The organism is Gordonia sp. 11cp, assembly GCF_057767225.1.
On the sequence record NZ_CM173437.1, the window covers coordinates 1,569,842 to 1,593,094 of the forward strand.

At 68.1% G+C, this 23,253-nt stretch carries 20 protein-coding genes; 10 read left to right on the top strand and 10 right to left on the bottom strand.

The window, feature by feature from the left end; translation table 11 throughout:
• Nucleotides 1–39: 39 nt before the first annotated feature.
• From AC3B6C_RS06890 to AC3B6C_RS06910, 5 genes are all read right to left on the bottom strand, one after another.
• Nucleotides 40–1,680 (bottom strand): hypothetical protein, encoded by a 1,641-nt coding sequence (locus tag AC3B6C_RS06890; RefSeq protein WP_488375500.1) that lies wholly within the window; start codon nt 1,678–1,680, stop codon nt 40–42.
• Nucleotides 1,677–2,798, bottom strand: coding sequence for a caspase family protein (locus AC3B6C_RS06895; protein WP_488375501.1), 1,122 nt, complete (start codon nt 2,796–2,798; stop codon nt 1,677–1,679). The genes AC3B6C_RS06890 and AC3B6C_RS06895 overlap by 4 nt, the downstream gene beginning before the upstream one ends.
• 95 nt (nt 2,799–2,893) lie before the next feature.
• Complete coding sequence (locus AC3B6C_RS06900) at nt 2,894–3,292, bottom strand: hypothetical protein (RefSeq protein WP_488375502.1); 399 nt, start codon at nt 3,290–3,292, stop codon at nt 2,894–2,896.
• Nucleotides 3,289–4,506 carry a type IV secretory system conjugative DNA transfer family protein gene (locus AC3B6C_RS06905; protein WP_488375503.1) on the bottom strand — a complete coding sequence of 406 codons (1,218 nt, stop codon included), beginning with the start codon at nt 4,504–4,506 and terminating at the stop codon, nt 3,289–3,291. Before AC3B6C_RS06905 ends, AC3B6C_RS06900 begins: the two co-directional genes overlap by 4 nt.
• Nucleotides 4,503–5,045: a hypothetical protein gene (locus AC3B6C_RS06910; RefSeq protein ID WP_488375504.1), complete on the bottom strand. Its 543-nt coding sequence runs from the start codon at nt 5,043–5,045 to the stop codon at nt 4,503–4,505. Before AC3B6C_RS06910 ends, AC3B6C_RS06905 begins: the two co-directional genes overlap by 4 nt.
• A 282-nt stretch (nt 5,046–5,327) precedes the next feature.
• On the opposite strand from AC3B6C_RS06910, the gene AC3B6C_RS06915 reads away from it, so the two are divergent.
• The 7 genes from AC3B6C_RS06915 (at nt 5,328) to AC3B6C_RS06945 (ending at nt 14,033) form a co-directional block, all read left to right on the top strand.
• Nucleotides 5,328–6,806, top strand: coding sequence for a hypothetical protein (locus tag AC3B6C_RS06915; RefSeq protein ID WP_488375506.1), 1,479 nt, complete (start codon nt 5,328–5,330; stop codon nt 6,804–6,806).
• 224 nt (nt 6,807–7,030) lie between these two features.
• A complete protein-coding gene (locus AC3B6C_RS06920) occupies nt 7,031–7,630 on the top strand; it encodes a hypothetical protein (protein ID WP_488375507.1) in 600 nt (199 codons plus the stop codon).
• Nucleotides 7,627–8,898: an OmpA family protein gene (locus tag AC3B6C_RS06925; protein WP_488375508.1), complete on the top strand. Its 1,272-nt coding sequence runs from the start codon at nt 7,627–7,629 to the stop codon at nt 8,896–8,898. The genes AC3B6C_RS06920 and AC3B6C_RS06925 overlap by 4 nt, the downstream gene beginning before the upstream one ends.
• Nucleotides 8,895–9,602, top strand: coding sequence for a protein DA1 (locus tag AC3B6C_RS06930; RefSeq protein ID WP_488375509.1), 708 nt, complete (start codon nt 8,895–8,897; stop codon nt 9,600–9,602). Before AC3B6C_RS06925 ends, AC3B6C_RS06930 begins: the two co-directional genes overlap by 4 nt.
• A gap of 27 nt (nt 9,603–9,629) precedes the next feature.
• Nucleotides 9,630–11,891 carry a type IV secretory system conjugative DNA transfer family protein gene (locus AC3B6C_RS06935; protein WP_488375510.1) on the top strand — a complete coding sequence of 754 codons (2,262 nt, stop codon included), beginning with the start codon at nt 9,630–9,632 and terminating at the stop codon, nt 11,889–11,891.
• Nucleotides 11,892–11,938: 47 nt separating this feature from the next.
• The gene (locus tag AC3B6C_RS06940) at nt 11,939–12,727 is read left to right on the top strand and encodes a DUF5663 domain-containing protein (protein WP_488375511.1); all 789 of its coding nucleotides are present in this window, start codon (nt 11,939–11,941) and stop codon (nt 12,725–12,727) included.
• A gap of 139 nt (nt 12,728–12,866) precedes the next feature.
• Nucleotides 12,867–14,033, top strand: coding sequence for a toll/interleukin-1 receptor domain-containing protein (locus tag AC3B6C_RS06945; RefSeq protein ID WP_488375512.1), 1,167 nt, complete (start codon nt 12,867–12,869; stop codon nt 14,031–14,033).
• Nucleotides 14,034–14,083: 50 nt separating this feature from the next.
• Here the strand turns inward: AC3B6C_RS06945 and AC3B6C_RS06950 are convergent, their stop codons facing one another.
• Nucleotides 14,084–16,123, bottom strand: a complete 2,040-nt coding sequence (locus tag AC3B6C_RS06950; protein WP_488375514.1) for a CocE/NonD family hydrolase — start codon at nt 16,121–16,123, stop codon at nt 14,084–14,086.
• 150 nt (nt 16,124–16,273) lie between these two features.
• Complete coding sequence (locus AC3B6C_RS06955) at nt 16,274–16,867, bottom strand: YqgE/AlgH family protein (protein ID WP_488375515.1); 594 nt, start codon at nt 16,865–16,867, stop codon at nt 16,274–16,276.
• 145 nt (nt 16,868–17,012) lie between these two features.
• Between AC3B6C_RS06955 and AC3B6C_RS06960 the strand changes: the two genes are divergently transcribed.
• Complete coding sequence (locus AC3B6C_RS06960; RefSeq protein ID WP_488375516.1) at nt 17,013–18,347, top strand: MFS transporter; 1,335 nt, start codon at nt 17,013–17,015, stop codon at nt 18,345–18,347.
• On the opposite strand, the gene AC3B6C_RS06965 is transcribed toward AC3B6C_RS06960, so the two are convergent.
• On the bottom strand, nt 18,328–18,885 hold the full coding sequence (locus AC3B6C_RS06965) for a hypothetical protein (RefSeq protein WP_488375517.1): 558 nt from the start codon (nt 18,883–18,885) through the stop codon (nt 18,328–18,330). The genes AC3B6C_RS06960 and AC3B6C_RS06965 overlap by 20 nt on opposite strands.
• Before the next feature lie 122 nt (nt 18,886–19,007).
• Between AC3B6C_RS06965 and AC3B6C_RS06970 the strand changes: the two genes are divergently transcribed.
• A complete protein-coding gene (locus tag AC3B6C_RS06970) occupies nt 19,008–20,099 on the top strand; it encodes an aminotransferase class V-fold PLP-dependent enzyme (RefSeq protein WP_055476377.1) in 1,092 nt (363 codons plus the stop codon).
• A gap of 31 nt (nt 20,100–20,130) precedes the next feature.
• Here the strand turns inward: AC3B6C_RS06970 and AC3B6C_RS06975 are convergent, their stop codons facing one another.
• Nucleotides 20,131–21,651 carry a glycerol-3-phosphate dehydrogenase/oxidase gene (locus tag AC3B6C_RS06975; protein WP_488375518.1) on the bottom strand — a complete coding sequence of 507 codons (1,521 nt, stop codon included), beginning with the start codon at nt 21,649–21,651 and terminating at the stop codon, nt 20,131–20,133.
• 36 nt (nt 21,652–21,687) lie between these two features.
• Nucleotides 21,688–22,284 carry a TetR/AcrR family transcriptional regulator gene (locus AC3B6C_RS06980; protein WP_014928711.1) on the bottom strand — a complete coding sequence of 199 codons (597 nt, stop codon included), beginning with the start codon at nt 22,282–22,284 and terminating at the stop codon, nt 21,688–21,690.
• Between the two features lie 49 nt (nt 22,285–22,333).
• Between AC3B6C_RS06980 and AC3B6C_RS06985 the strand changes: the two genes are divergently transcribed.
• Nucleotides 22,334–23,242 carry a diacylglycerol/lipid kinase family protein gene (locus AC3B6C_RS06985; RefSeq protein WP_055476374.1) on the top strand — a complete coding sequence of 303 codons (909 nt, stop codon included), beginning with the start codon at nt 22,334–22,336 and terminating at the stop codon, nt 23,240–23,242.
• Nucleotides 23,243–23,253 lie beyond the last annotated feature (11 nt).

Genomic DNA, 23,253 nt, shown 5'->3' on the forward strand with positions numbered 1-23,253 from the left:
CGCACTGGTATTCCACCTGAGTCATTACCGGTCCCGCCTCTATTCCGGCCTGTGCAATTCGAACCAGGCCACGAACTCATCGAAGATGAGTTTCACCCCCGCGGCCACGCAGAGCCGGTCCCAGATCTCCCGAGCGTGCGCGATCTCGCCGTCGGTCGCGGTGTCGGCGGTCATGATCACCCGGCACACGGCCTCCCATTCACCCGGACCCGCTTTCTCACAGGCCAGTTCGGCGGCTTGGGCGATCAGCACTGTGTTGTCTTCGTCCGCGGAGAGATCGCGCTCGGGTGTCGAGGTCGGACGGCCGGTAGTGACCGACGAGCGCCCATCGAGCCTGTCGGTGACCGACCTGGCGACACCGGTGAGCAGGTCGCGCGCTGTGACCGCATCGTAGTCGGCACGGCCGTGAACATCGTGCCCATGAATCCGAACCCACAGCGTGGACGCGTAATAGCGACTCGGGTCCTGGACCAGAGTCGACGCGATGCTCGGCAGGCCTGCCTTCTTGGCCCTCTTGTCGGCGAGCTCGCGCCATTTCTGAAAATGAGTCCGCACGGCTTGCGCCACACGGGTGTCGTCGGCCGGCGAGGCAGTCGAGTCGTCCTCCTCGTCTCCGGCTACCGACTTGCCGTCGGCGATCATCATCGTCAGCGTCGCCCCGGCGGCGAGAAGCGCGCGGCCGTGCGGGCTCTCGATCCCCAGAGGGGCAGCGGCGCGCCGGACCTCTGCGATGAGCAGTGCTTCTTCGTCCGGTAGGTCGACGCGCTGGGCCCGGTCACCGGAGAGGACGAGTTCCAGTCGTCGCTCGACACTCCAGTCCAGGCGCCTCGACTCGATCGACGCGACGCGACCGGTCCCGGGGTCCTCGGGGACTTCCTCCGATCGACGGAGGGGCGCCGGTGCCGGCGGCGACGTAGAGGACAAACCGAGGCTCGTGGTACTCCACTCCCACAACCCGGTGTCGAGCTCGGTGACCGCCGTCCACGTCGTCTGGGGGACAGCGGTCCCGTCGGCAGGCCGGTTGCGGTGATCCAGGTGTTCGTCGTCAAGGAAGGCACGAATGACGGGATAGGCTCGTCGGATTCGCCGTGCGAGATCCTTTGGCTTCTTGTGCGGACGCCGGCAACGGCGTCCCTCCGCCTCCAAGGTCTCGAGAAAGGCGGCGTCTGCGTAGAGCAGTCGCCGCATGCGGCCGGCATAGGGCGTCGCCGCGATGCCGGCGATGACCTCGGCAAGATGCGCTTCGCCGTCGACAGAGACGGCCGGATCAGATGACGACTGCTGCCACGCAAGCCGGAGCAACGCCCCACGTTTGTCCACGACGCCGATCTGTTCTCCGGTGCTCGCCTTCTCGAGTGCCGGTAGCCACACCGCGGCAGCTGCCAATCGGCCGGATTGCCGATCGACGGCGGCACGGATCCGCGCGATCTGCTGCTCTTCCGGATAGGTCGGATCCAGATCATGGACCTTGGAGTGGGTACGGATGTACCGGTACTTGTACAGCTTTCCGGGCAGGGCGAACTCCGCATCGATGTCCGCGCTGAACACCGTCGGGAAGAGGTTGGTGGCGGTGCGTTTCGACGGGAACCACCACTCGCCGTCGCGACTGGAGAGAGTCGTGTGGACCTCATCTGGAAGCAGGGACCATGCCTCCCGCCACACATTGCGGATCGAGGTCATTCGGCCTTGATCGCCCCTCGCTTGACCAGCGTCCAATAGTGTCTGCCGAGCGGCGTCAGTTCAACGGTGCCCTTCTCCTTGCTGGTACAGAGTTCCCAGAAGTCGCGACCGTCACTCGCCATCGCGAGCCCCGCATCCCGATACACCTTGAGATGGTCGAGCTCGACCTGTGACCTGCTACCGGTGAAAGGTTGATACTCGCCACCCTCGCGCTTGATCGGGGGATTCTCCCCCTCGCCCACTTCCTCCAACTCCTCGTAGTCGTGGGCCATGGTCAGCGGAAACAGATGGTGCGGGGTGGGGAACAGATTGCTGATCTCGACCAGACGCTTCGCGGGCACACGCGGCCTCACCTGTCGGAGTGGTCGCACCGTGGTGATGTGGGACTTGAGGGTCGGTCGCTGCTCGGCGTCGTTGAAGCCGGGGATGGCGTAGGTGTAGAGGTCGAGCTCGGTGACGGCGCCGAGGATGTCTGCGGCAGCTCCCCTGAGACCACTGATGAGCAGTTCCGTGAAAGACCCGATCGGAGTGCCCGACTTGCTCTCCGTTGCGTTCTCGCCCTTCCGGCTCGCGGTCAGAATCGCCAGTCCCTCGCGGATCACTGCGCGGTCGGGACGAAACGGATCGATCTCGTTCCCCAGACCTCCCGAGACACAACAGTCGAGGATGATCGTGATCGCATCGGCGGTCGACTGGTTGACCAGACTCATCAGGTCGTTGAACGAGATGGCCGGCCCGTCGTAGGCGACCAACTCGCCACCCCATTTCTCCAAGACGGCGTGGCCGGAGAAGTAGAAGAGCAGCTCGTGCGCGGGCTTCTCGGTGCTGGATTCCTCGGCGGTGCCGGACGTGTCGGGGATGTCGGTCGTGGGCACGTCTGGATTCCCCAGGAAAAGGTCTGTCGCGTGATGTCGCAGTGCGCCGCCGAACACCTTGTCGTCATCCGAGTCGACCAGGGGAGTGACCGACCAGTTCGGACGCTCCTCCGGGTAGAGGTGTTCCTCCAGGCAATCCACGATGCCCCTCGCGTCGTTCGCGGACCCGATGAGCCGTGGATAACTCTCCTGGTCGTTGTACTTCGAGATCCCGACAACCAGCGCACGTCGAATGGTGGACATCAGCCAACTCCATCATGAATTCCGAGGGAAGAAGCATGAGGACAACCACATGTCCCACCGACATCGCGTAACGACACAAAAAATACCCGAACGGACTACACACCGCGGGCTTCCCGACCCTGACGACCGCGGCCCTGACGACCACGCCCGGCGACTGCGGTACGTGAACGCTCCACCGCGGCAGGCGGGTTGCGGACATCGCGACCGCCGGGTCCGGTCGCGGCGTCACCGACGTGTCGGACCCTGCGGTCGAGCTCGTATCTGCCGTAGTCGCGGAGGCGTGCGGTGCCGTCGCGTTCGAGATTCACCACCTGCTCGACGCCGGCATCGCGCCTGCGCGCGGTGTCGGGCATCGGCGGAATCGGCGCGGTGCCGACGACCCGGGCGGTGTCGCCGATCAGTACGCCCGTCCTGATCGCCACCTCGGCGCCCGCGCGGAAGCGTGCGGTGGCACGCCGCCAGCTGCCGAACCGTCGGCCGATCCCGGTCCTCACCGGCGACCTCGCGCCGATGGTGCACGGCCGACCTGGTGTGCTCGAACCACACTCACGTGACGGGCGACCACACCGTCGATGTGGACTGCCGTGTCCGGTGGCAGGGAGGCCAGCCGGTGTGGTGGCCACAGTGGACGCGTCGCGGTGTGGGACGAACCCGGGACGTGTTCCTCACCGAGGACCGCCGAGAAGCTCTCCAGGGTGCGGGCGTCGGCGATCCCGCCGAGCAGCACCTTGTGCCGGAAGAGGGTGCCGAACCCGTCGGTCGCCGCGCCCCACCGAGTCCGCGCCTGGGACAGGTCCTGGACACAGACCAGCAGTTGAAACCCTTGCGAGCCACCTTCGCCGAGCACACCGGGAAGTGCGGGCCACGGGGCGATCTTGTCGGCCTCGTCGAGCACGCACAACACCGTCCCGCGTCCAGGGCCGAAGGCGGAGTAAGTGGTCCGGCGGACGTCGTCGAGCAGGCCCACCACGAGTGCGGCGAACTGCTGCTGGACGTCCGATTGCGCGATCACGTAGATCGTGCCGTCGGCCCGGAGGAACTCGCCGATGTCGATGAGCGCTCCCTCGGCCTGCCGGCGCGCGAACTCGCTGTCGTAGACGCGCATCGTGTCGCATGCGGTGACGAGGATCGAGTCCCGCAGCCGGGCGTCGGCGGCGTCGAATCCGGTCACGATGATCCGCGCCCACGTCGCGTCGGCTGCGGTGAGGATGCGGGACGGTTCGCTCAGATCCCCGAGGAGAAGCCAACGAGTCACGTCCTCGACGCCGTGTCCGGCGAGCGCAGCGGCGTGTAGCAGGGCTGCCAGCAAGCGCTCGGCCAAGGAGCGGAAGAACCTGCTGGACTCGTCTTCCCGCTGCCTGGGCTCGGCCGTGGTGAGTGATCGTGCGCGTAGAAGCGCACTGTCCCAGTTGCGGCATCCGGTCACCGGCGACCACGCCGCTCGTCGCACACCGAATTCTTGCGGCACGTCGCCGGGAGTGATCGCGAAGACCCACACCGGACCGTCGGCGAGTCGGTGTTCCACCGTGAGGTCGAAGACGTCGCGCTTACTCGACGCGACCACGACGGGGCCTCGGTGCGTGAGAATCGACGGCACCAGTTTCCCGGTGGTCTTCCCACTCCGCGGCGGCCCGAGAACCAGTGCGTGACAATCGTCCCCGGTGACCAAGGGATTCCCGGTCTGGAGGTCGTGGCCGACGACGATCATGACAGACCCGCGATCGCGAAGAGGAAGATCATCGGCATCGCGACGGCACCGAAGACCATCAGCGGGAGCACTCCACGTGACCAGCTGAACGTGTGGCCCGTCGACCGGATCGCCCACACGTGCCGACGCCCCGCGAGCTGCGGACCGAAAGCGGTCACCTCGGTGCCCGCCGGAAATCTCCGTGCGCTCGCCACCATCAGCTCCTCCGTCCGGCCGTCTGCTGTCGAGACGAGGAGCTGACGCCCGGGGACGGTTGCCGCCGCAGCCCGTGGCGGACGCGCCCGCCACGCGCCGAAACTCGCCAGGCCGCCGAGGAATCGGAGCCCGGGAATCCGGCCGGCCACATACGCGACGAGGACGAAGAGGAGTAGGAACGGCAGCAGTATCGCCACGACACCGGCCATGATCGAAGCCAGCACCCCGGACGCCAGTGCGGCCAGGAGCACGGCGACCAGGAGGACAAATGCCAGCGGCCGGGTTCCTGCCGCCCGGTGCAACCACGGTGCCTCGGACTCGGAGATCACTCGTCCGGTGATCACGAACTGATTCGACGGTGCTCGCCGTGGGTCACTCGGCTGATTCCCGCCGGACCCCGCTACGTACGGCTCATTCCTGCCGGATCCTGCGACACGGCTACGCCAGTCGGGTGGGCCGGACAACGGGTTGGTCATCTACGCCTCCGTGCTCGATGGGTGATGGAACCCCAGCAAACACAGACCGCTCCCGGACCGGTGATCACACGTGATCACGTCACGGCCACAGCAGGTGGTTCGGTGTCCGCACAGCGGACACCCCGCTGACCCCGACGAAAGGCACACCCAATGGATGTCAGAAACATACTGGCGCACAGAGGTTCCCGTTGGAACGGCCCGAACTCCGCAGCCGCCGGCGACAGCTGGTCCGACGATGCGACCGATCAGGAGCCTCAACTCGAACCACCCCAGGCGACGATCCGGGCCGAGGTCTTCGACGTCGACCAGCCCCGAGGCGACGCCGGCACCGTGTCCTACGGCGAACTACGGGTCTACGTACACGCGGTCCAGGGCATGGAGTCCACTCTGAGGGACCACGCCGCAGACGTCACCACCGCGATCGACACCATGCACCGCTCCGCCGAGGAGGCCGCGACCTGGCTGACGCAGGTGGAACTCACCGAAACCGGGACATGGCAGGCCGCACGTGACGCCGGCGCCGGCCACATCCGCGGGACGTTGACGGGCAACGACGCCGATGCCCGTCGAATCAGGCGCCGGCGGCGGATCGAGCCCTGGATGTACTGGCTCGTCTACGGAGTCCTGGCCGCTGCCGACCTCGCGTTCTTCGTCACCCTCTGGCGAGACGTCGAGGAAGCCACATCATGGATCTCGGTGGAGACGGCCCAGTCACTCCTCTACGGCATGATCACACCCGTCGCCCTGCTGCTGAGCTGCCACGCACTCGGCCCCGACCTCGCCTCGCTGCGACGCCCTGAATCCGGCGACACGGGCCGCACCATCCGGATGGCGATCAGCGGAGCGATCTTCGCAGTGTCGGTCATGGTCCTCATCCTCGCCGTGCGCCAACGAGTTGCAGAACTCGCGGACGGGGTCGGAGCCGCCGAGATCAGCTCCCTGCTCGTCGGACTCCTGTTCCTGCTTCTCCCTCCGGGCCTGCTCCTTGCCGAGCTGCTGAGCCAGAACGAGGACGTCGAGATCGATCGCCTGCGCACGGAGGACGCCGCCGGCGCCGCCGTCCACGTGGAAGCACACCTGGCGCGCGCCCGCGAGTTGCACCATGCCCGCGTCGCCGCCGTGGAGCACGCCCGTGAGCTCCGTGACGTACTCGAACTCCGTCTCAACGAGTCACTGCGCGCCGCTGCCGATCTCATCGCCCAGGAGCGCGCTCACCAGGGCGCCGACCGCGCGGATCTGCTGTGGCCTGCAGCCGATGCGCAGAACGTGCCGACGGAGTGGGTGGACTGCGGGCTGCCCGCGAAGGCTCTCGATCCCGTTCTCGCCGGGCCGATCCCGAAGGTCAAGCTGAACATCCTCCATCGGCTCGACGCAGCCATCGAAGCCCAGGAGATTCTCGCGTTCGAGCACTGGATGGCCTCGGTGTCCGGCGCACTCAACCGGGGAGCGGAGGCAGTGGCCGAGGGCGGCGAACCCACCCAGCAGGCAGACGACCGCGACGACGCGCCCGACGATGAGGTCGGAGAGATCGTCGCAGACGATGACTCACACGATGCCGCAACAGTTCTCACCAAGCCGCTGTCCGGCGTCAGCGCCGCCGCGCCCACGATCAACGGGAGCTCGCTCTGATGTCCGCCTTCACTCGTCCACGCGGCCTGCTCAGGCCGACGGGAGGCCGTCGACCGGGTCCGTTACGGAGTCCGTGGCACGTCGGCGGCCCCCGCGGCGCGACGCGCGGATCACGTGCGGAGCGTCGCGCGGCACGCCGGGCGGTGCGGCAGGCCCTGTCGGCCGTCCGGCTCGCGCCCGGTGCACCCGTGCGAATCGTGGTGTGCGAGGACCTATCCGGCTCCATGGACTCGATAGCCGTGATGCGCGAGGCCGTTCTCGAAGGCCTGCTCGGGTGGGCACACCGCAACCTCGGGCCCGACGACGAACTCGCGGTCGTGTCGTTCGGCGGCGATGCGTGCGTCCGGCTCCCGCCGAGCCCACCGGCCCGAGGCAGTACCCTCGCCGACCCGGCACTGCATTCGTACGCGACGATGCTCGGCCCGACATGGGAGCTCATCTCCGCATTCCCCGGCACGAACCATCCCACCGTTGCCGTCCTCATCTCTGATGGACTGGTGTCGGATCTGACACAGGCCGGCGGCCGAGCCGCCGCAGGCAGCGCGGGCGTCGACGGCGTGGCCCTGCTCATCCCGGCATCGGGCTCATTCGGCGACGCCGCGCCACTGAGCTGGCGCTCGGCATACCCGGACGACCCCGCACACGTGGTCGGCGGCGGGGACGGCGGCGGTCTGGCCACCGCGGTCGTCGAGGCGATCGCGGTGGCCACCGGTCGCGACGTTCACGGGATCGGTCTCACCGGTAGGGCGACACCAGACAGCCCATCCGGAATCACCTCCGGCGACAACACCATCGACAAACAGATCGACAAGGAGATCGCATGAAACGAAACACCAAGATCGCCGCCGCCATCGGCGTGGCCGCGGTGGTCGCCGTCGGCGCGGTGGCCGTACTCGAGCAGAAGCCCTCCGGCGCGGCAGACCACGACCGATCCATCGGCGGGATCGTAGCGGCCGACCCCTCGGTGCACCAGGCTCTGACGGACAACCAGTGCCCGTACCTGACCGAACCCGCGAGTCCGGGAGCTCGACACACCGTCGTCGTGATGAGCCGGACCGGCCTCATGGCGAGCGCCGGGCTCCCGACCGGGGTACTCCGTGAGCTGTCCGAAACAGCCGGGGGCGCAGGCGATCCGGTAGGGGCACTGACCCTGGTCACCGTCGGCGGAGACGGTGAGGCGCCGCCGACGGTACTCGACGGTGCGGCTCTGACCGACCCGTCGGCCGGATCCGCCCGACGAGAACGACTACTCAACAGGCTGGGGGAGTGCGTCGATGTCGCGCTCGATGCGGCGCCGACCCCGGGTACGGAGGGCAGCGACGAACTCCGTGCGCAGCAGGCCGCAGCGCGCATCGCGCAAGCGGCGAAACGCGCCGGCACCGACACCCGGGTGGTCGTCATCTCCGACGGGGAGGCGAACGCGGGGAGCCTCGACCTCCGGGAGCAGAACTTTCCCGCCGGTGATCCGGCCGCGGTTGCGAGCCGGGTGGCTGCCGCGAACGAGCTCCCGACCTTCGGCGGTCTACCCGTGAGCTACTACGGGATCGGACAGAACCAGACGCAGGCGGGGCGCTCGTGGCTGACGTCCTTCTACACCTCGCTCTGCGAAGCCGCCGGAGGGGACTGCTCGGTGCTCGACGACCACGTCCCGGTCGCAGAGGACGTGCCGGCGAGGATCCCGGCGGACCCGCCACTGGCCCCCGTCAGCCCGGTCGCCGGTGTCGCGAGCACGACCTTCCGGGTCGACTCCGCGGCGTTCCGGCCAGACACCACCGATCTCGTGGACCCGGCATCCGTGCGGTCAGCGCTCCGCAAGGTCGCGTCGGACATCACCCGGCGTTCGACACGCCAGGTCCTCGTCGTCGGGCACGCCTGCGACGACAGTGGTTCCCGCGCGGGCCAGGAAAGGATCGCCTGGAGTCGTGCGGAGACGGTCGGAGCCTTGCTCGCCCAGATGCCGGGAGTCGACCCGGGGCGGATCAACACCGTGGGCCGGGGCGTCAGCGAACCCCTTGCCGGACCCGAACCGGACGGTCGCTACACCCAGGCGCAGTGCGCGGCGAACCGTCGCGTCGAGATCATCCTGCGATGAGACGACTGCGCGAATGGCGTCCGGGACCGGCACGCCCCCGGTCCCGGGCGTCGGGCCACCCGAAATGCGCGGTCTGCGCGACGGCGATCTCCGGCCGCTACACGCGTACACCGTTCGGCGAGAACGTGTGTGGCGGCCACGCGCCATGTAGCCGTTGTCTCGGTCACCATCGGGCGCGCTGCACGGATCGTCGCGAGGCCGTTCAGTCCGACACGGATGCATACGCCGCGGCGGCCGTGACCGACCGCGGTCTGGCCGATCTGCTCGGGCTTCGTCTGCCGACGATACCGCTCCGGCTCTCCGGCGACCTTCGTGGAAAGCAGTTGGGACAGTGTGTCAAAGGTATCTCGTCGCGAGGCGACCGGTCCGCCACGATCGCGATCCGTCCGGGGCTCGATCCGCGGATCTTCTCGATGGTCTATGTACACGAGGGCACCCATGCGCTGCTCCACCTCGGAGGTGCCGGGCACCTCGATCCCGTCTCCGAGGAGGGACTGTGCCAATACGTCGCCTGGTGTTATCTCACCGCCGCCGACATCAGTCCTGAACTCGCCGAACACATCCGACACGACCCGGACCCCGTTTACGGGGAGGGCCTGCGGCGACACCTACGCGCGGCAGAACGCGTCGGCCATGCTGCCTACCTACGCCGGTTGCGGAACCGATCACCCGTGATCCCCGCCGGCCAGAACTCTCGAGTGTGATCGATCGACCGAACAAGGGAGGACCAAGTGGAAGACCGCCGAGACAACGGGCCGAAGAGGACCGACGCCGGGGTCGGTGTCGAGTTGACGGCGTTGCGCCGGTTTCCGCAGGAACGCGCCCGTGTCCTACGGGACGCCGTGCCGGCCGCCCTCGGTCGCATCCTGCGCGAGGTGCCCGAGGCGGAACTGGCCCTCGAAATGGGTGCCGACGAGTTCGGAATCGTCGGGATTCGAATCGCGGTCGTCGGGGTTGACGGTTCCGCCGAGTTGGTCGATGCCGTGGCGGACGCGCTCCGTGGAATCGCCGAGACGACAACGTCATCGGGAGATCTCCTCCCGGAATGTGTAGTCCGTCCCCTGGTGCCCGAACATCGCGACGCCCGTCTGGGCTTCGTGGTTGCATCGACGGGCTCCGGCGGCGGCCGCGACACCTGGCGGCCCGATCGGAAGACCGACCTGGAAGCGTTTCTGCGCGAGCTCAGTTCCCTCCCCGGCACCGGACTCACCGCACGACTGAGAGTCGCCGATGACGGATTTCTGGTCTCTCACGGAATCCTGTCGTCGACGACGCCCGGCATCCGTGTCCGCGCTATGGCGCGCAGACACTTTCCCGGCCTCGTCGTCGGCCACGCGGGTGACGCCGGCGCCGCTGAGCCGACTTGGCTCGGCATCGATCCGGACGACCTGTCGTCGGCGTTCCCGATCCCGGTCGGCGGTCCCGACCCGATGCCCGGTTGCTACACCGCTCCCGCCTCACCCATTCCCGTGACACCGGTGCGCGGCACGGAGACTCTCGGCGCGGTCAGGATCGGCAGCGCCGTCACGGCAGCCGGAACTGCTGCGACCGTTCAACTCTCCGCTCACGAGCGGGTGCGGCACCTTCACGTCGTCGGACGCACCGGAACCGGCAAGAGCTCCGCGATCGCGGGTCTCGTCCACCACACGGCAACGTCGGGTGAGGGTCTGATCCTGCTCGATCCACATGGGACGCTGGTCGACCGGGTCATCGCCGAAATGCCCGCCGAGTGTGCCGATCGTGTATGGCTGATCAGGTGCGGCGACGTCGACAACGCAGTCCCGATCTCGCCTCTGGCGGAGTCGGATCCCGTGCGACGCGACATCGCGATCGACGCCACCTGCGCGATCTTCCAGGAACTCTTCGACAAGAAGGAGACCGGGATCGTCGGTCCGCGCTTCCGCGAACGTGTCGCGATGGGGTTGCGGGCCCTCACCGCGCTGTACGGGGACACCGCATCGGTTCTGGACGTCCCAGTCATCCTCGGCGACGATTCGGCGATGATCGAGGCGTTGAAGCGGACGACCGATGCGCGGCTGATCGCGTTCTGGAAGAACGACAAGACCGCGAGAAGGTCGTCGGATCACGGGGAGCTGGTGTCGTGGGTGAACTCGAAGTTCGAGGGCTTCTCCGGCACGGCGCCAGTGCGTGCGATCCTCGGATCAGGTCGCAATGCAGTCGATTTCGCCGACGCCATGGACTCCGATCGGATCATCCTGGTCGATCTGTCCAAGGCCGGGATCGGGGAGACCGCGGCCCGGCTGCTCGGCTACCTCTACCTCGATCGTGTGTGGGCGGGTGCGTTGCTGCGATCGCGCCGCGAGCGACCGTTCTCGGTGATCGTCGACGAGGCACACTCGCTGATCTCCGGCTCGTTGTCGACGATGCTCGCCGAAGGTCGGAAGTTCGGGCTGTCGGTGACCCTGGCCCACCAGTACATCGATCAACTCGATCAGGACCTGCGCCCGGCCGTCGACGGGAACGTCGGGACCACGATCGCATTTCGCAGTGCGGTCTCGGATCTCCCCGCGTTGACGACTCGGTTCGGCGGCATGGTCGAGCCATCGACTCTCACGACCCTGCCCGATCTGTCGGCGATCGTGATGCGGTCGGCGATCGCGGCGGCGGTGCCGCACACGCTCGTGATCGATCACAACGAGCGGATCGAACCGCGCGCCGGTCGCGAGTTACGTACCTTCGAGCAGATGGTGTCGGCGCGCAGTCACGCCCTCCTGGTCGACCCGTATCGCGCGGAGACCGCGGCCGCCGCACTGGGGAAGTCCCGCGTCGGCGAGGCGTCGGCCGGTACCGCCACGCCGTCACGGCAAACGGGTGACGGATCGTCCTTCCTCGACGAGTGGCTCGCAAAGCGTAAGGCCGCGGACGGAACAGCCGCCGGCGCGAACGACGCCGGGTGCGGCGGCGTCGTCGGGTTCGAGGACGAGTTGCCCGACCGTACGCAGCCGAGTGAGGAGGAGGCGCTGGGCGCATGACGGGATCGGTAACCGGGCTGAGAGACACCGTCTACCAAGGAGCACCGATGACCGCCACCACGACGACCGCACCCGTCGCCGACCACGGAATGCTCACAGTTCTGGGGGTACTGCTGCCGGGACTGGACGACACGGACCTCGCCGAACTCACCAACCGCGCCTTCACACAAGTGCAGAAGCGTGTCGGCAGTGAGTTGAGCGCAGGCCTGACCGACCAACAGCTCGCCGAGTTCGAGAAGCTCGTCGACAGCAACGACGACGAAGGCGCCTCAGAGTGGCTCTCGCGTACCGTGCCGGACTACCGGACGACCGTGCTGATCGAACGGCTCGGTGTCATCACGGAGGTCGTCCGGGCGATGGCCGGTGACACGACCGCGACACGTGGCCAGGTGCGGTCGGTTCGGCTGATGGATCCCACGCTCGAACACCTCGAGGTGCTCTTCCACCACGAAGATGTCGTCACCAGCGCGGACACCGGTGAGTTGGTGGTGATTGCCGGCCGGCGAGGGACCGAACGGCCGGTGACCCTGCGGTGGAACCTGATTGAGCACGGACCTCGGAGGTTCGCCGCCCGGAGTTCGATGGCCCTCTCGGTGCACGACCACTCGGTGGAAGAGATGAACCGCATCTGCCGGCGATGGAACGGGATCCATGCCGCCGCCCATGCCGGGGTGAGCAGGGACGGTGACGACCTGACGCTGGAGATATCCGGGGCGATTCCGCTGCAGACCGGTATCAGCGTCGAACAACTGGCGTCGACCGTCTCGCTCGTGTGCCAGAGCTTCGTCGAGGCGTTCGACTTGATACTCGGTTGGAACCGGGAGTCTTCCGAGTGAAACGACGTGTCCCGGAACTCACCCAACAGGGACTCCTCAGGCAACACTCGGCCACGAGTGGAGGCCTCTGCGGCGAAAGGATCGGATATCGGTCTCAATGAGTGAGGTTCTCCGGCCGGACTTGTGGAAATATGCGGGCATGGACGCCACCCCGTCTGCCGGAAACCCGAAGCGGCTCGTCTTCGTCTCCTACTCTGAAGGAGATGAGTCGACGGTACGTGACATCGTCGACGCCGTAGAAGCATCGGGTGAGGCGCGGTGTTGGGCGATGTTCCGCGATGTCCATCGAGGCGACTACACGGTTCAGATAAACAGCGCCATCGGGCAAGCCGATGTGTTGCTGCTGGTCTACTCCAAGCAGACGTCCACGTCTCGCGGTTGCGCCCGCGAGGTCGGGCTCGCCGCGGACAGTGACAAGCCGATCATCCCGCTGATGCTGGACGACACCCCGCTGTCGGAGATGTTCCGCTACAACCTCTCCAATCTGCATCGGCTGGACTGGCGAAAGCCCGACGTATCCGCCCACCTGCACCATGAGGTGCTCGGCACGAAGGTGTCGCACGGGTCGAGCGGTGACACGCCCCCGGCGGGTCCTCCCTCATCCGAACGGGTCACGACGCCGTCCGCGCGTACGTCGACCGGAGTGCCGCGGCTACTGGGTCCGCTCACGTCGCGGCCCGCGATCGCGGCCGGGTTCGTCGTGGCGGCGATCATCGGTGCAGTGGCGGGGGTTTCGTTCACCGAGATGACGGACGATGCCGCTGAGCCGCCTGCGGTCGCTGAGCCGGCCGCCCTGACCGTGACGCCGGTCGACCTCTCGTCGTTCGCGCAGAATCTCCGGATCCGGTCCGAGGTGTTCGCCGGTGAACCGTCGCGAAACGGCACGGTATCTGGTACCGATCACATCCAGTCCATCACGGTGGCTCCGGGAACTCCTGTCGCCCTTGACCTCTCGGTCGAACTGAAGTCGGTCGGCTCCGGTTACGTCGAAGACCAGTACCGAGACCTGTCGCTGCAGAGCGTCGTCGTCGGCGACAAGGCCCACGTGCGTGACGGATCGACCTCGATCTTCAACGAAACGCAGCCGAACGGAGCACCGAGTCCGGATCTCGGCGCCGCGCCGATCGGGGTCCGACTGAACAGCGGCGGTGGCGGAATCTCATTCCGCACGGTCATCGACGTCGAGCCCGCCGCGTCGTTCGCGTGCGGACGGACGGTGGTATCCGTGGAGAACTGGTTCAGGAATTCACGATTCGCCGTGATGAGTCCCAACATCATCTACGTCGACAATGACTGCTCCCGATGAACCCACCTGGCCGGGAACGGTGCGCCCCGTAGCACCACGGTCGTCGACGCCTACCCGATCGGTGTCGACACCGGCAGGTTCACGAAGCTCGGCTGGTTCGGGTCGAGCTGGATGTGCTGCGGCCGCAGGCCCGACTCGTTCAGCAGCGGACGCAGGGGCAGTCCTCGTGGGAAGTTCATCGCGAACACGTCGACCCGCAGACGGTGCCCCGGCTTGATGAGGGCCTCCGTCGGCAGCAGGCCGATGTCGACGCTCACCGGACGGCCCGGCACGACGGGCTGGCGCGACGCCAGCGTCAGCTCGTAGAACGGGTCGATCACGTCACCGTTGGGCGCGAACTGCGATGCCGCATCGTCGTACCCGCGCAGCGAGGCCATCACCTGACCGGAGGTGAGCACCTTCGACGTCCCGTCGGGGGCGACGTCGTTCAGGGTGGCGGTCCAGTAGCCGTCGGTGGCGTCGAGGACGGTGTTCAACCGCACGTTGGCGTACCCGGACACGCTGCGCGTCGTGGTCAGCGGGGGAGTGGTGAACGACAAGGCGGCGCGCTCGGAGATGCGTGCGTCGTCGGCGCAGAAGGGGAAGATCGCGAGTGCACCGGCCAGTTGCTGTGCGGCGTCGCGTGAACACATCGGTGCCAGGCCGGGGGCGATGGTCATCCGGGCCCGCGACGTGGAGGGCGCGGGCGTCAGGCTGCCGTCACGCACCGCATGCGCCGCGGTACCGCTGCGCCGGTCGCCGAGATAGAGCCGCTGACGTTCCATACCGGCACGCGGGAACTGCTGGGCGGTGATCCACGAGTCGCCGACCTGCTTGAGGTTGACGGGCCCGTAGGCGTCGACGCCATTGTCGATTCCCTTGAGCCACTTGTCGAACCACGCCTTCTGCAAGACGTCGAGCCGCGGCGGGGTGTTGGCTCGACCCTGCTGGCCGCCGCCGATCGTGAGGTGATAGCCGTCGCCCATGATGAGTTGCTTCTTGCCGGGCGGCAGCGGGATGTTGTTGTACATCCGGACCTCGCTGTTCGTGAAGAGGTCGAACCAGCCGCCGTAGATGAGCGTCGGGGTGGTGATGCGATCGGCGTGGTCCAGCCACGACGACCGCGGTTCGGAATCGGTGTCCAGCAACGCCTTCAGATTCGGTGGCACCGACGGGATGTCGGGGGTCAGGAGCGCGGCGAACAGCTGCGGGTAGAAGGTGAAGGGGTCGGAGATCCGGTCCGCCAGCCACTTCCAGTCGAACGTGCCGTTCAGCATCGACGCGACGTTCGGGATCATCTTCGTCGTGTTGACCAGCGTCAGCCACAGCGGCAGGAAGCCGACGCCGAGCGCGCCGCCCGGGGCGACGATGTCGCGGATGAGGTCGCCGCCCGGCTCGACCGGGAAGATCGCCTTGAGTGCCGCCGGGTTCTTGTTGGCGGCCTGGATCTGGTTGATCGCCGAGTACGACACACCCGACATGCCGACCTTGCCGTTGGACCACCGCTGCTTCGACGCCCAGTCGATCACCTCGATGGTGTCGCGCTGTTCCCGCGACTGGAACACATCCCAGACCCCCTGCGAGAAGCCGGTGCCCCGCACGTCCACGACGACCTGCGTGTACCCGCTGCGCACGAGGTCGAAGTCGACGAGGAAGGTCTTCGCGCCGCCGTCGCGAATCGTGTGCGCGATGTCGTTGATGCCGTCGATCGGCGTTCCGGACAGGTTGATCGACCGCGCGATCTGGAGGAGGTAGGGCTCGAGGACCGGGTTCTGCAGCACCGCTGATCCGACAGTGGTGATCAGCTTGGTGTACGGCGTCATGTTGACGATGACCGGCGTCTTCGTCGACGTGGGGCGCTCGCGGACGTCGGCCGGGCGGTACACGTTGGCCCGGAGCACCGTGCCGTCGCTCATCCGGATCGGCACGTCCCAGGTGACGTTGACGCCGGCGTACGGTTGCGGGCCGTCATGGCTCGCCGCCCACCGCGCCGCATCGGCACCGCCGCTCGGTCCGGCCGGCGCGGCGCCGGCCACCGCGATCGGCGCAATCAGCGCGACCACCGCGAGGACCACCCCGACCAGAACCCGAGCACTCTTCGACCCGCTCATGCACACCCCCGCATGTCATGCGCTGGCGAAACAAACGGTTCATCCAGCGAGCTTGTGACCAAGCCGACAACAACCTAACACCTCGTTCGTGACCTGGATCACGGGGTGTCCCAGGGAATGCTCAGCATCACCGACACGGCCGTGCGGGGTTCAGTTCAGGCTGAGATCGATCGGGTGGGTCGCGAGGAGGGGTTTGGGCCAGGCCTGCCTGCGCAGGACGTCGAACCACACGTCCGACGCCGGCGGCGCGAGCAGATCGCGGGGGAGTGCCGACGCGATCATCCAGCTGAACTGGTCGAGTTCGTCGTCGAGCTGCCCGATTCCCCAGCCGCTGTACCCCGCGAAGATCCGGACGCCCTCCAGGACGTCGGCAAGAGGTTCGGGGTCGGCGTCGAGGTCCACGAGTACGACCCGGCCGTCCACCGGGCGCAGAGCAGGCACGCCGTCGATGTCGGTGCCGGGTTTGACCACACCCAGGCACAGCGCGGCCTCTTGGTTCACGGGTCCGCCGACGTAGAGGGCGCGCGGCGACGCCGCGATGTCGGTCCATTGCGGCAGCAGATTGTGCACGGCTGTCTGGCTCATCCGGTTGAGGATGACGCCCAGGCTGCCCGACTCGTTGTGCTCGATGACGTAGATGACAGTCCGCGCGAAAGTGGGCTCGACGAGGTCGGTCGACGCGATCAGCGCGGTACCGGGACGCACCCGCGGCGTGGGGTCGGCGTCCCAGGGGACTCCGGGCATACGTGCACCACCACCGCTGCCCGCCGAGTGTTCTCCGGGGCGGAATTCCGGTGTGGGATCGTCTGCGTCTTCACCTCCGGCCACCCGACCATCATCGCACGTCCGTGCCCGACGAGGTCCATCGTCGGCTCGGTACCCTGGATCAGTGAGCAACGCCCAGGTGACCCGCGACCCACGCGGGTGGTCGGTGTTCATCCGTTCCCTCCGATCCTCACCGGGATTGGGCCGCTTGTTGTCGGTCCGTCTGTCGAGTCAGATCACCGACGGCATCTTCCAGGCCGCGCTGGTCGGCAGCATTCTCTTCAACCCCGAGCGTCACGCCGACCCACTCGCGGTGGCCGGCGGTCTTGCGGTTCTCCTGCTGCCGTATTCGCTGATCGGCCCGTTCGCGGGGGCGTTGCTCGACCACTGGGATCGACGCAACGTGCTGCTGTATGCGAACCTCCTGCGCGGGCTGATCATCGGGCTCGTCGCACTGGCGGTCGCCTCCGGCGCACCCGACGTCGTGGTGCTGATCTCCGCGCTCGCCGCGACGGGCGCGAGCCGGTTCGTGGCCGCCGGTCTGTCCGCCGGGTTGCCGCACGTCGCGCGGCGCGAGGTGCTCGTGGCCACCAACGCGCTGTTCACGACACTGGGCGGCGGGATGCTCACCGTCGGGCTCGGCGTCACACTGGGGCTGCGCGCGATCTTCGGCGACGACAACGTCGGCAGTGCACTCACCATGCTCGCCGGGATCGTGCTGGCCGTCGTCTCCGGCGGGCTGGCACACGGGTTCCGTCCGCTGCAGCTCGGACCCGACGAGCCCGACGATCCGGGCCGATCGGCGCTGCACGCGGTCTCCGTCGGGCTGTGGCACGGCGCTCGAGCCGTCCGGCACCACAAGACCGTGGCCGCCGCACTGTCGGCGATCGGAGCCCATCGGCTCGTGTTCGGGATGAACACACTCATGATCCTGGTTCTGACGCGCCAGATGGGTCCCGGCGACGGTGTCGACCGGGTCAGCGTGGTCATCGGGTTCACCGGCGCCGGGGCGCTTCTCGCCGCCGTCATCACGCCGATCGCGGTGGCACGGGTGGGTCGGTACGTGACGCTCCTCGTCGCCCTGGGCGTCGGGGCCGTCGCGGAGCTGTCGGTGCTGAGCTTCGAGTTCGCGGTGATCTGCGGTTCGGCGTTCGTGCTCGGGCTCATCGGCCAGGTCGCGAAGCTGTGTGGTGACGTGGCCATGCAGGTCGACGTCGGCGACGCGGTGCGCGGCCAGGTCTTCTCGGTCCAGGACGCGGTGTTCAACATCGCCTACGTGGGCGCGGTGACCGTCGCGGCCCTCGCGATCCCCGACGACGGCCGGGCGGTCGGGCTGGTGGTGCTCGGGGTGGTGTTGTACCTGGTCGGGATGCTCGTGGTGCGCCTCCTGCATCCACGCGGGCACTGGTCCGCCGATCCCACGACGGTGCGGACGACCGTCACCGACCCCGCCGCGTGAACCGCGGATCCCGTCGGTCGTAGGCAGCGTCGGCGACCCCATCTCCGTTCACGTCCACCAGCACCACATCGTGACCGCCGTCGGCGTCGGCATCCACGTACAGGCGTTCGCCGACGATCCGGCCGCCCCGATCGGCTCCCACGATCTCCGCATCGGGGTCACCATCGTCGTCGAGGTCGACCCGGGTGACGTGCGCCGCCGGCGACTCCGTGGTCCGCTCGGGCGCGTCGTGTCGCGGTACCGGCTCATCGAGTTCGAGCCAGGCGACAGGCCGGTCCCAGAGACCGGCCCCGGAGTCGCGGTAGAAGGCCTCGGGTCCGGCATCGTCATCGACGTCGAGCGCGGCGACATCGGCGACACCGTCCGCGTCGGTGTCCCACATCGCGTCGTCACGACGTCCGTCGCCGTCGAAGTCGAGCGCGACGGCATTCTCGGTGCCCCCGCCCGGTGTCTCCCCGAGGATGAGGTCGGCCGGCGAGAACCAGCGCGTCATCGAACCGTCGCCGGGCCCGAAGAAGTACTCGATCACCGGCTCCATGGGTTCTTGGACGCAGCGGGACCCTGTCCGGTTCCCCCGGGACGGAACACAGCCCGGACAGTGCGTCACCCGCACCACCCACGTGGTGACCCAGCACACGACCACCCGGTAGGTTGTGGCCCATGTATGTCAGCGATCTCGGCGAGCAGTGGCACGCGGCCCGGCTCGAACCAGCCCTGGCACATCTCGACTCTGCTTCGGCGGGCCGCTCGTCGTATGCGCTGATCGGCGCGATGACCGCGCACCTGTGGCGGGAGACCGAACGCGGCTCCTATGTCGCCGCTGACGACCGCGCCGACGAGATCGCGCGCGACACAAGGAATCTCGCTGCTCTGATCGGCCACACCGGCGACGAAATCGTCTTCCGCGAGAGCGCCCGTGCCGCGCTGCGTGCGCTTCTCACCCATTGGAGCCTCCCCGTCACCTCGACGGTGTGGGTGGCCAAGAACGAATTCGGGCCCAACCTCGAGGAGTTCGAGCGCCGCGGCTACGCGGTACGGACGATGCCCGACGGCGACGTCTACGGTCACGTCGACACCGACGCACTCGAGAACATGCTGCAATTCGATCAGCCGGACTTCATCCACGTCTGCCACATCGGCTCGATGTCCGGTGTGGTGCAGCCGGTCACGCGGATCGTCGAACTCGCACACCGGGCCGGCGTGCCCGTCGTGGTGGACATGGCGCAGTCGGTGGGTCACGTCCCCACCGTCACCGGCGCCGACGTGGTCTACGGCACCAGCCGTAAATGGCTCACCGGCCCGCGTGGCGTCGGGTTCGTCGCGGTACGCCGAGACTCGTTGCGGCCAGTCCACATCGACGGTTCCGATGCGTTCATCGCCGGACGACTCGGACTCGGTGTCGCCGTGCGCGAGCTGCTCGAGATCGGTCAGCAGCGCGTCTTCCGCGAACTCGCGAAGATCGGTCAGGCCACCCGGGAACGGCTCCACGGCATCGCGAGCTGGGAGGTGCTCGAACCACTCGACGAGCCGTCCGCGATCGTCACCCTCGCGCCGCCCCCCGGGTGGCAGTTCGACGACATCGCCGCCGCCCGCGACAAGTTGCTCTCACTCGGCGTCCTGGTCACCGCCGCCGACACCTGGCGCGCGCCGCTCGCGACCGAACATCCGGTCCTCCGGATCAGCCCGCATCTCGACGTGCGCAGAGCCGACCTCGACCGCGTCGCCGACGCCTTGCGGACGATGGGTTACTGACACACCCGGTAACGCCTCGACACCGGACTCCTCACCCGAGGATCTCGCCGACGATCCGCTCGATCTCCGGGCGGGCCGCGTCGGCGTCGCGCCGGACGAGTCCGATCCGCGTGCGCCGGTGCAGGATGTCGTCGGCGTCGAGAGCCCCTTCGTGGGTCATCGCGAACTCGATCTCGGCGCGGGTCACGTCGATGCCGGGGACGATCGGGTCCAGGGGACGGTCGAGTGTGGCGGCGTCCACGACCGAGGGGGCCTCACCGCCGAAGCGCTGCACCAACGACGACGGCAGACCGTGCTCGCGCGGACTCCGCAGCGCCCCGACCAGCGGCGTCGTGGTCGTGACGCAGTCTCCGGCGGACAGATCGGTGGTCGCCAGCGCGGCGTCGACGGCGTCCTGTGCCATGCGCCGGTAGGTGGTGAGCTTGCCGCCGAGGATGCTGACGAGGCCATCGCCGCGGACACCGACGTGGTGCTGCCGCGAGACATCGGCCAGGGCGTCGGCGTCACGGCCGCCGCGGGTGTCGACGAGCGGTCGCAGACCGGCGAACGTGCCGACGATGTCCGAGCGGTCGAGTGGCCGCGCGAGCGCGGGATTGATCGCATCGAGAAGGAAGTCGATCTCCGACTCGTCCGGCGTCGGGACGTCCGGGATGGGCCCCGGCGCGGCGACGTCGGTGATACCGACGTAGACACGTCCCAGTTGGGCCGGTATCGCGAAGACGAACCGCGACACCGAGGTGCCCAGCGGGCTCATCAGGGCGGCGTCGGGAAACCCCAGCCTGGCCGCGTCGATGACGAGATGCGTTCCGCGACTGGGATGTACGGCGATGGCATCGTCGACACCGCCGGACCAGACGCCGGTGGCGTTCACGACCATCCGGGCGCCGACGTCGAAACTCTCGCCCGTCTCCCGGTCGGTCAGGGTGGCCCCGCGGCCGTCCACGCGGTCGGCCCGGACGCGGGTGCAGATCGACGCGCCGTAACCCGCCGCCGTCCGCGCGAGGGCGACGACCAGCCGCGCGTCGTCGACGAGCTGACCGTCGGCGGCGGAGATCCCGCCGCGCAAGCCGTCGGGCGACACGGCCGGGCAACGGCCGAGCGTCTCCAGCGCCGACAGCCGTGAGGGTGGGGGCAACAACGAGTCCGGGGTACCCGCGTTGCGTCGGAGGATGTCCCCCGTTCGGAGTCCCAAACGGATGATCGAGCTGTGCCGGCCGCCGCGATCGGGGATGATCTGCCGAAGGGGGGCGATCAGATGCGGGGCAATGGCGGTCATCAGGTGGTGACGTTCGATGGCGCTCTCGCGCGCGATCCGGAGCTCGCCCCTCGCCAGGTACCGCAGGCCGCCGTGGACGAGCTTGCTGCTCCATCGCGAGGTGCCCGCTGCCAGATCGTCCTTCTCGACGAGAGCCACGCGCAGCCCCCGGGTGGCGGCGTCGAGCGCCACACCGACGCCGGTGACGCCACCTCCGATGACCAGCAGGTCGAGGGGCTCACCGGACGCGAGACGGTCCAGCGCACGGCGGCGCGTGCCGGCGGACAGGGTCGCCATCAGGAATTCACCACCGTGACATCGGCACTCACGCCGTCATCCGTTGGCGCCCGGACCGACCGGCCGCAGGTAACCGGCCAGCATCTCGTGCAGTTCGACGCTCCACCCCTCCGCGAGGATGTCGGACACCAGCGCTCCGGACTGCAGGAACGACTGCGCGATCAGCAGCACCATCGCCGCCATGCGCTTGGCGTCGCCCGCACGCACCTGACGCCGTTCCTGACCCGCCGACAGCATGTCCGCGAGAATCGCGAGAATTCCCTGCTGGCTCGTACCGAGACGCTCGAAGACGTACGGCGACATGAAGTCTCGCTGCTCGCGCCACAGCGAGGCGATCAGTTCGTCGTCCCGGAGCGCGCCGACCACCGACACCACCCGGGCGACGAGCGCCTCCAGGTCGGCGGGTTCGCCGGCCCCGCCGATGGCCTCCTCGACCACCCCGAGGACCTCGCGGGTCAACAGAGCGCGGATGATCTCGGTGATGTCGGGCCAGCGGCGGTACACGGTGGGTCGACTGACGCCTGCTTGTCGGGCCACCTCGGAGACAGTCACCTTGCGTCCGCCGCTTCGCAGCAGACAGCTCCGTGCTGCATCCAGAACGAGATCGCCGATCTCCTCGTTACGGATTGCCATGATGTGTAACACTGTAACGGATCACTTGAACGGCGGGGGGCCGACTCATATGACTATCGAACACGCCACACTCGTGGCCAGTCCGTACGCGCGTCACGGAGCAGGACTCCGTGTAGCCCATGATGCCGCAGAACTCCTGCGCGCCCGGGACGTGGAGGTGGAGATCATCGTCGGCGAGGACGTCGCCGACGCCGCCGACCTCGCGGGCAAGGCAGCCCGGGGAGACACCGACGTCATCGTCGTCGTGGGGGGCGACGGCACGGTGCGTCTGGCGGTCGAGGCCACCATCGGCTCCGGCAAACCACTGGCCGTCATCCCGGCCGGCAGCGGGAACGACTTCGCCCGCAACCTCGGCATCCCACTCGATCCGGCGGACGCCGTCGAGGTCATCCTCGCCGGTCACCGGCGAGCGATCGACCTCGGACGCGTCAGCTTCCCGGACGGTCAGACCGCGCTGTTCAGCACGGTCGCCGCCACCGGATTCGACGCAGCCGTCACCGCGCGGGCCATCGACATGCGCCGCCCGCGCGGACAGTCCCGGTACACGATCGCGGCGCTGCTCGAACTCCTCGCGCTGCGGTCGCGCCACTATCAGGTCCGCGTCGACGACCACGCCGTCGAATCCGACCTCATCTTCGCCGCGATCGGCAACACCACGTCATACGGCGGCGGTATGAAGATCACGCCTGCGGCATCGATCACCGACGGCCAGCTCGACGTGACACTCGCGCTGACCCCGCCGCGGATGGCCCGCTGGACGATCGCTCGCGTCTTCCCGAAAGTGTTCTCGGGCAAGCACATCGACAGCCCGAACGTACGGACGATGCGCGGCGCGGAGGTCGAACTCTACTGCGACCCGCCGGCCCTCGTGTCGGTCGACGGTGACCTCATCGGACAGCTGCCTGCCGTCTTCGAGGCGGTACCCCACGCGATCGAGGTGTTCGCACCCGCGAGCTGAGCGCGGCGGGT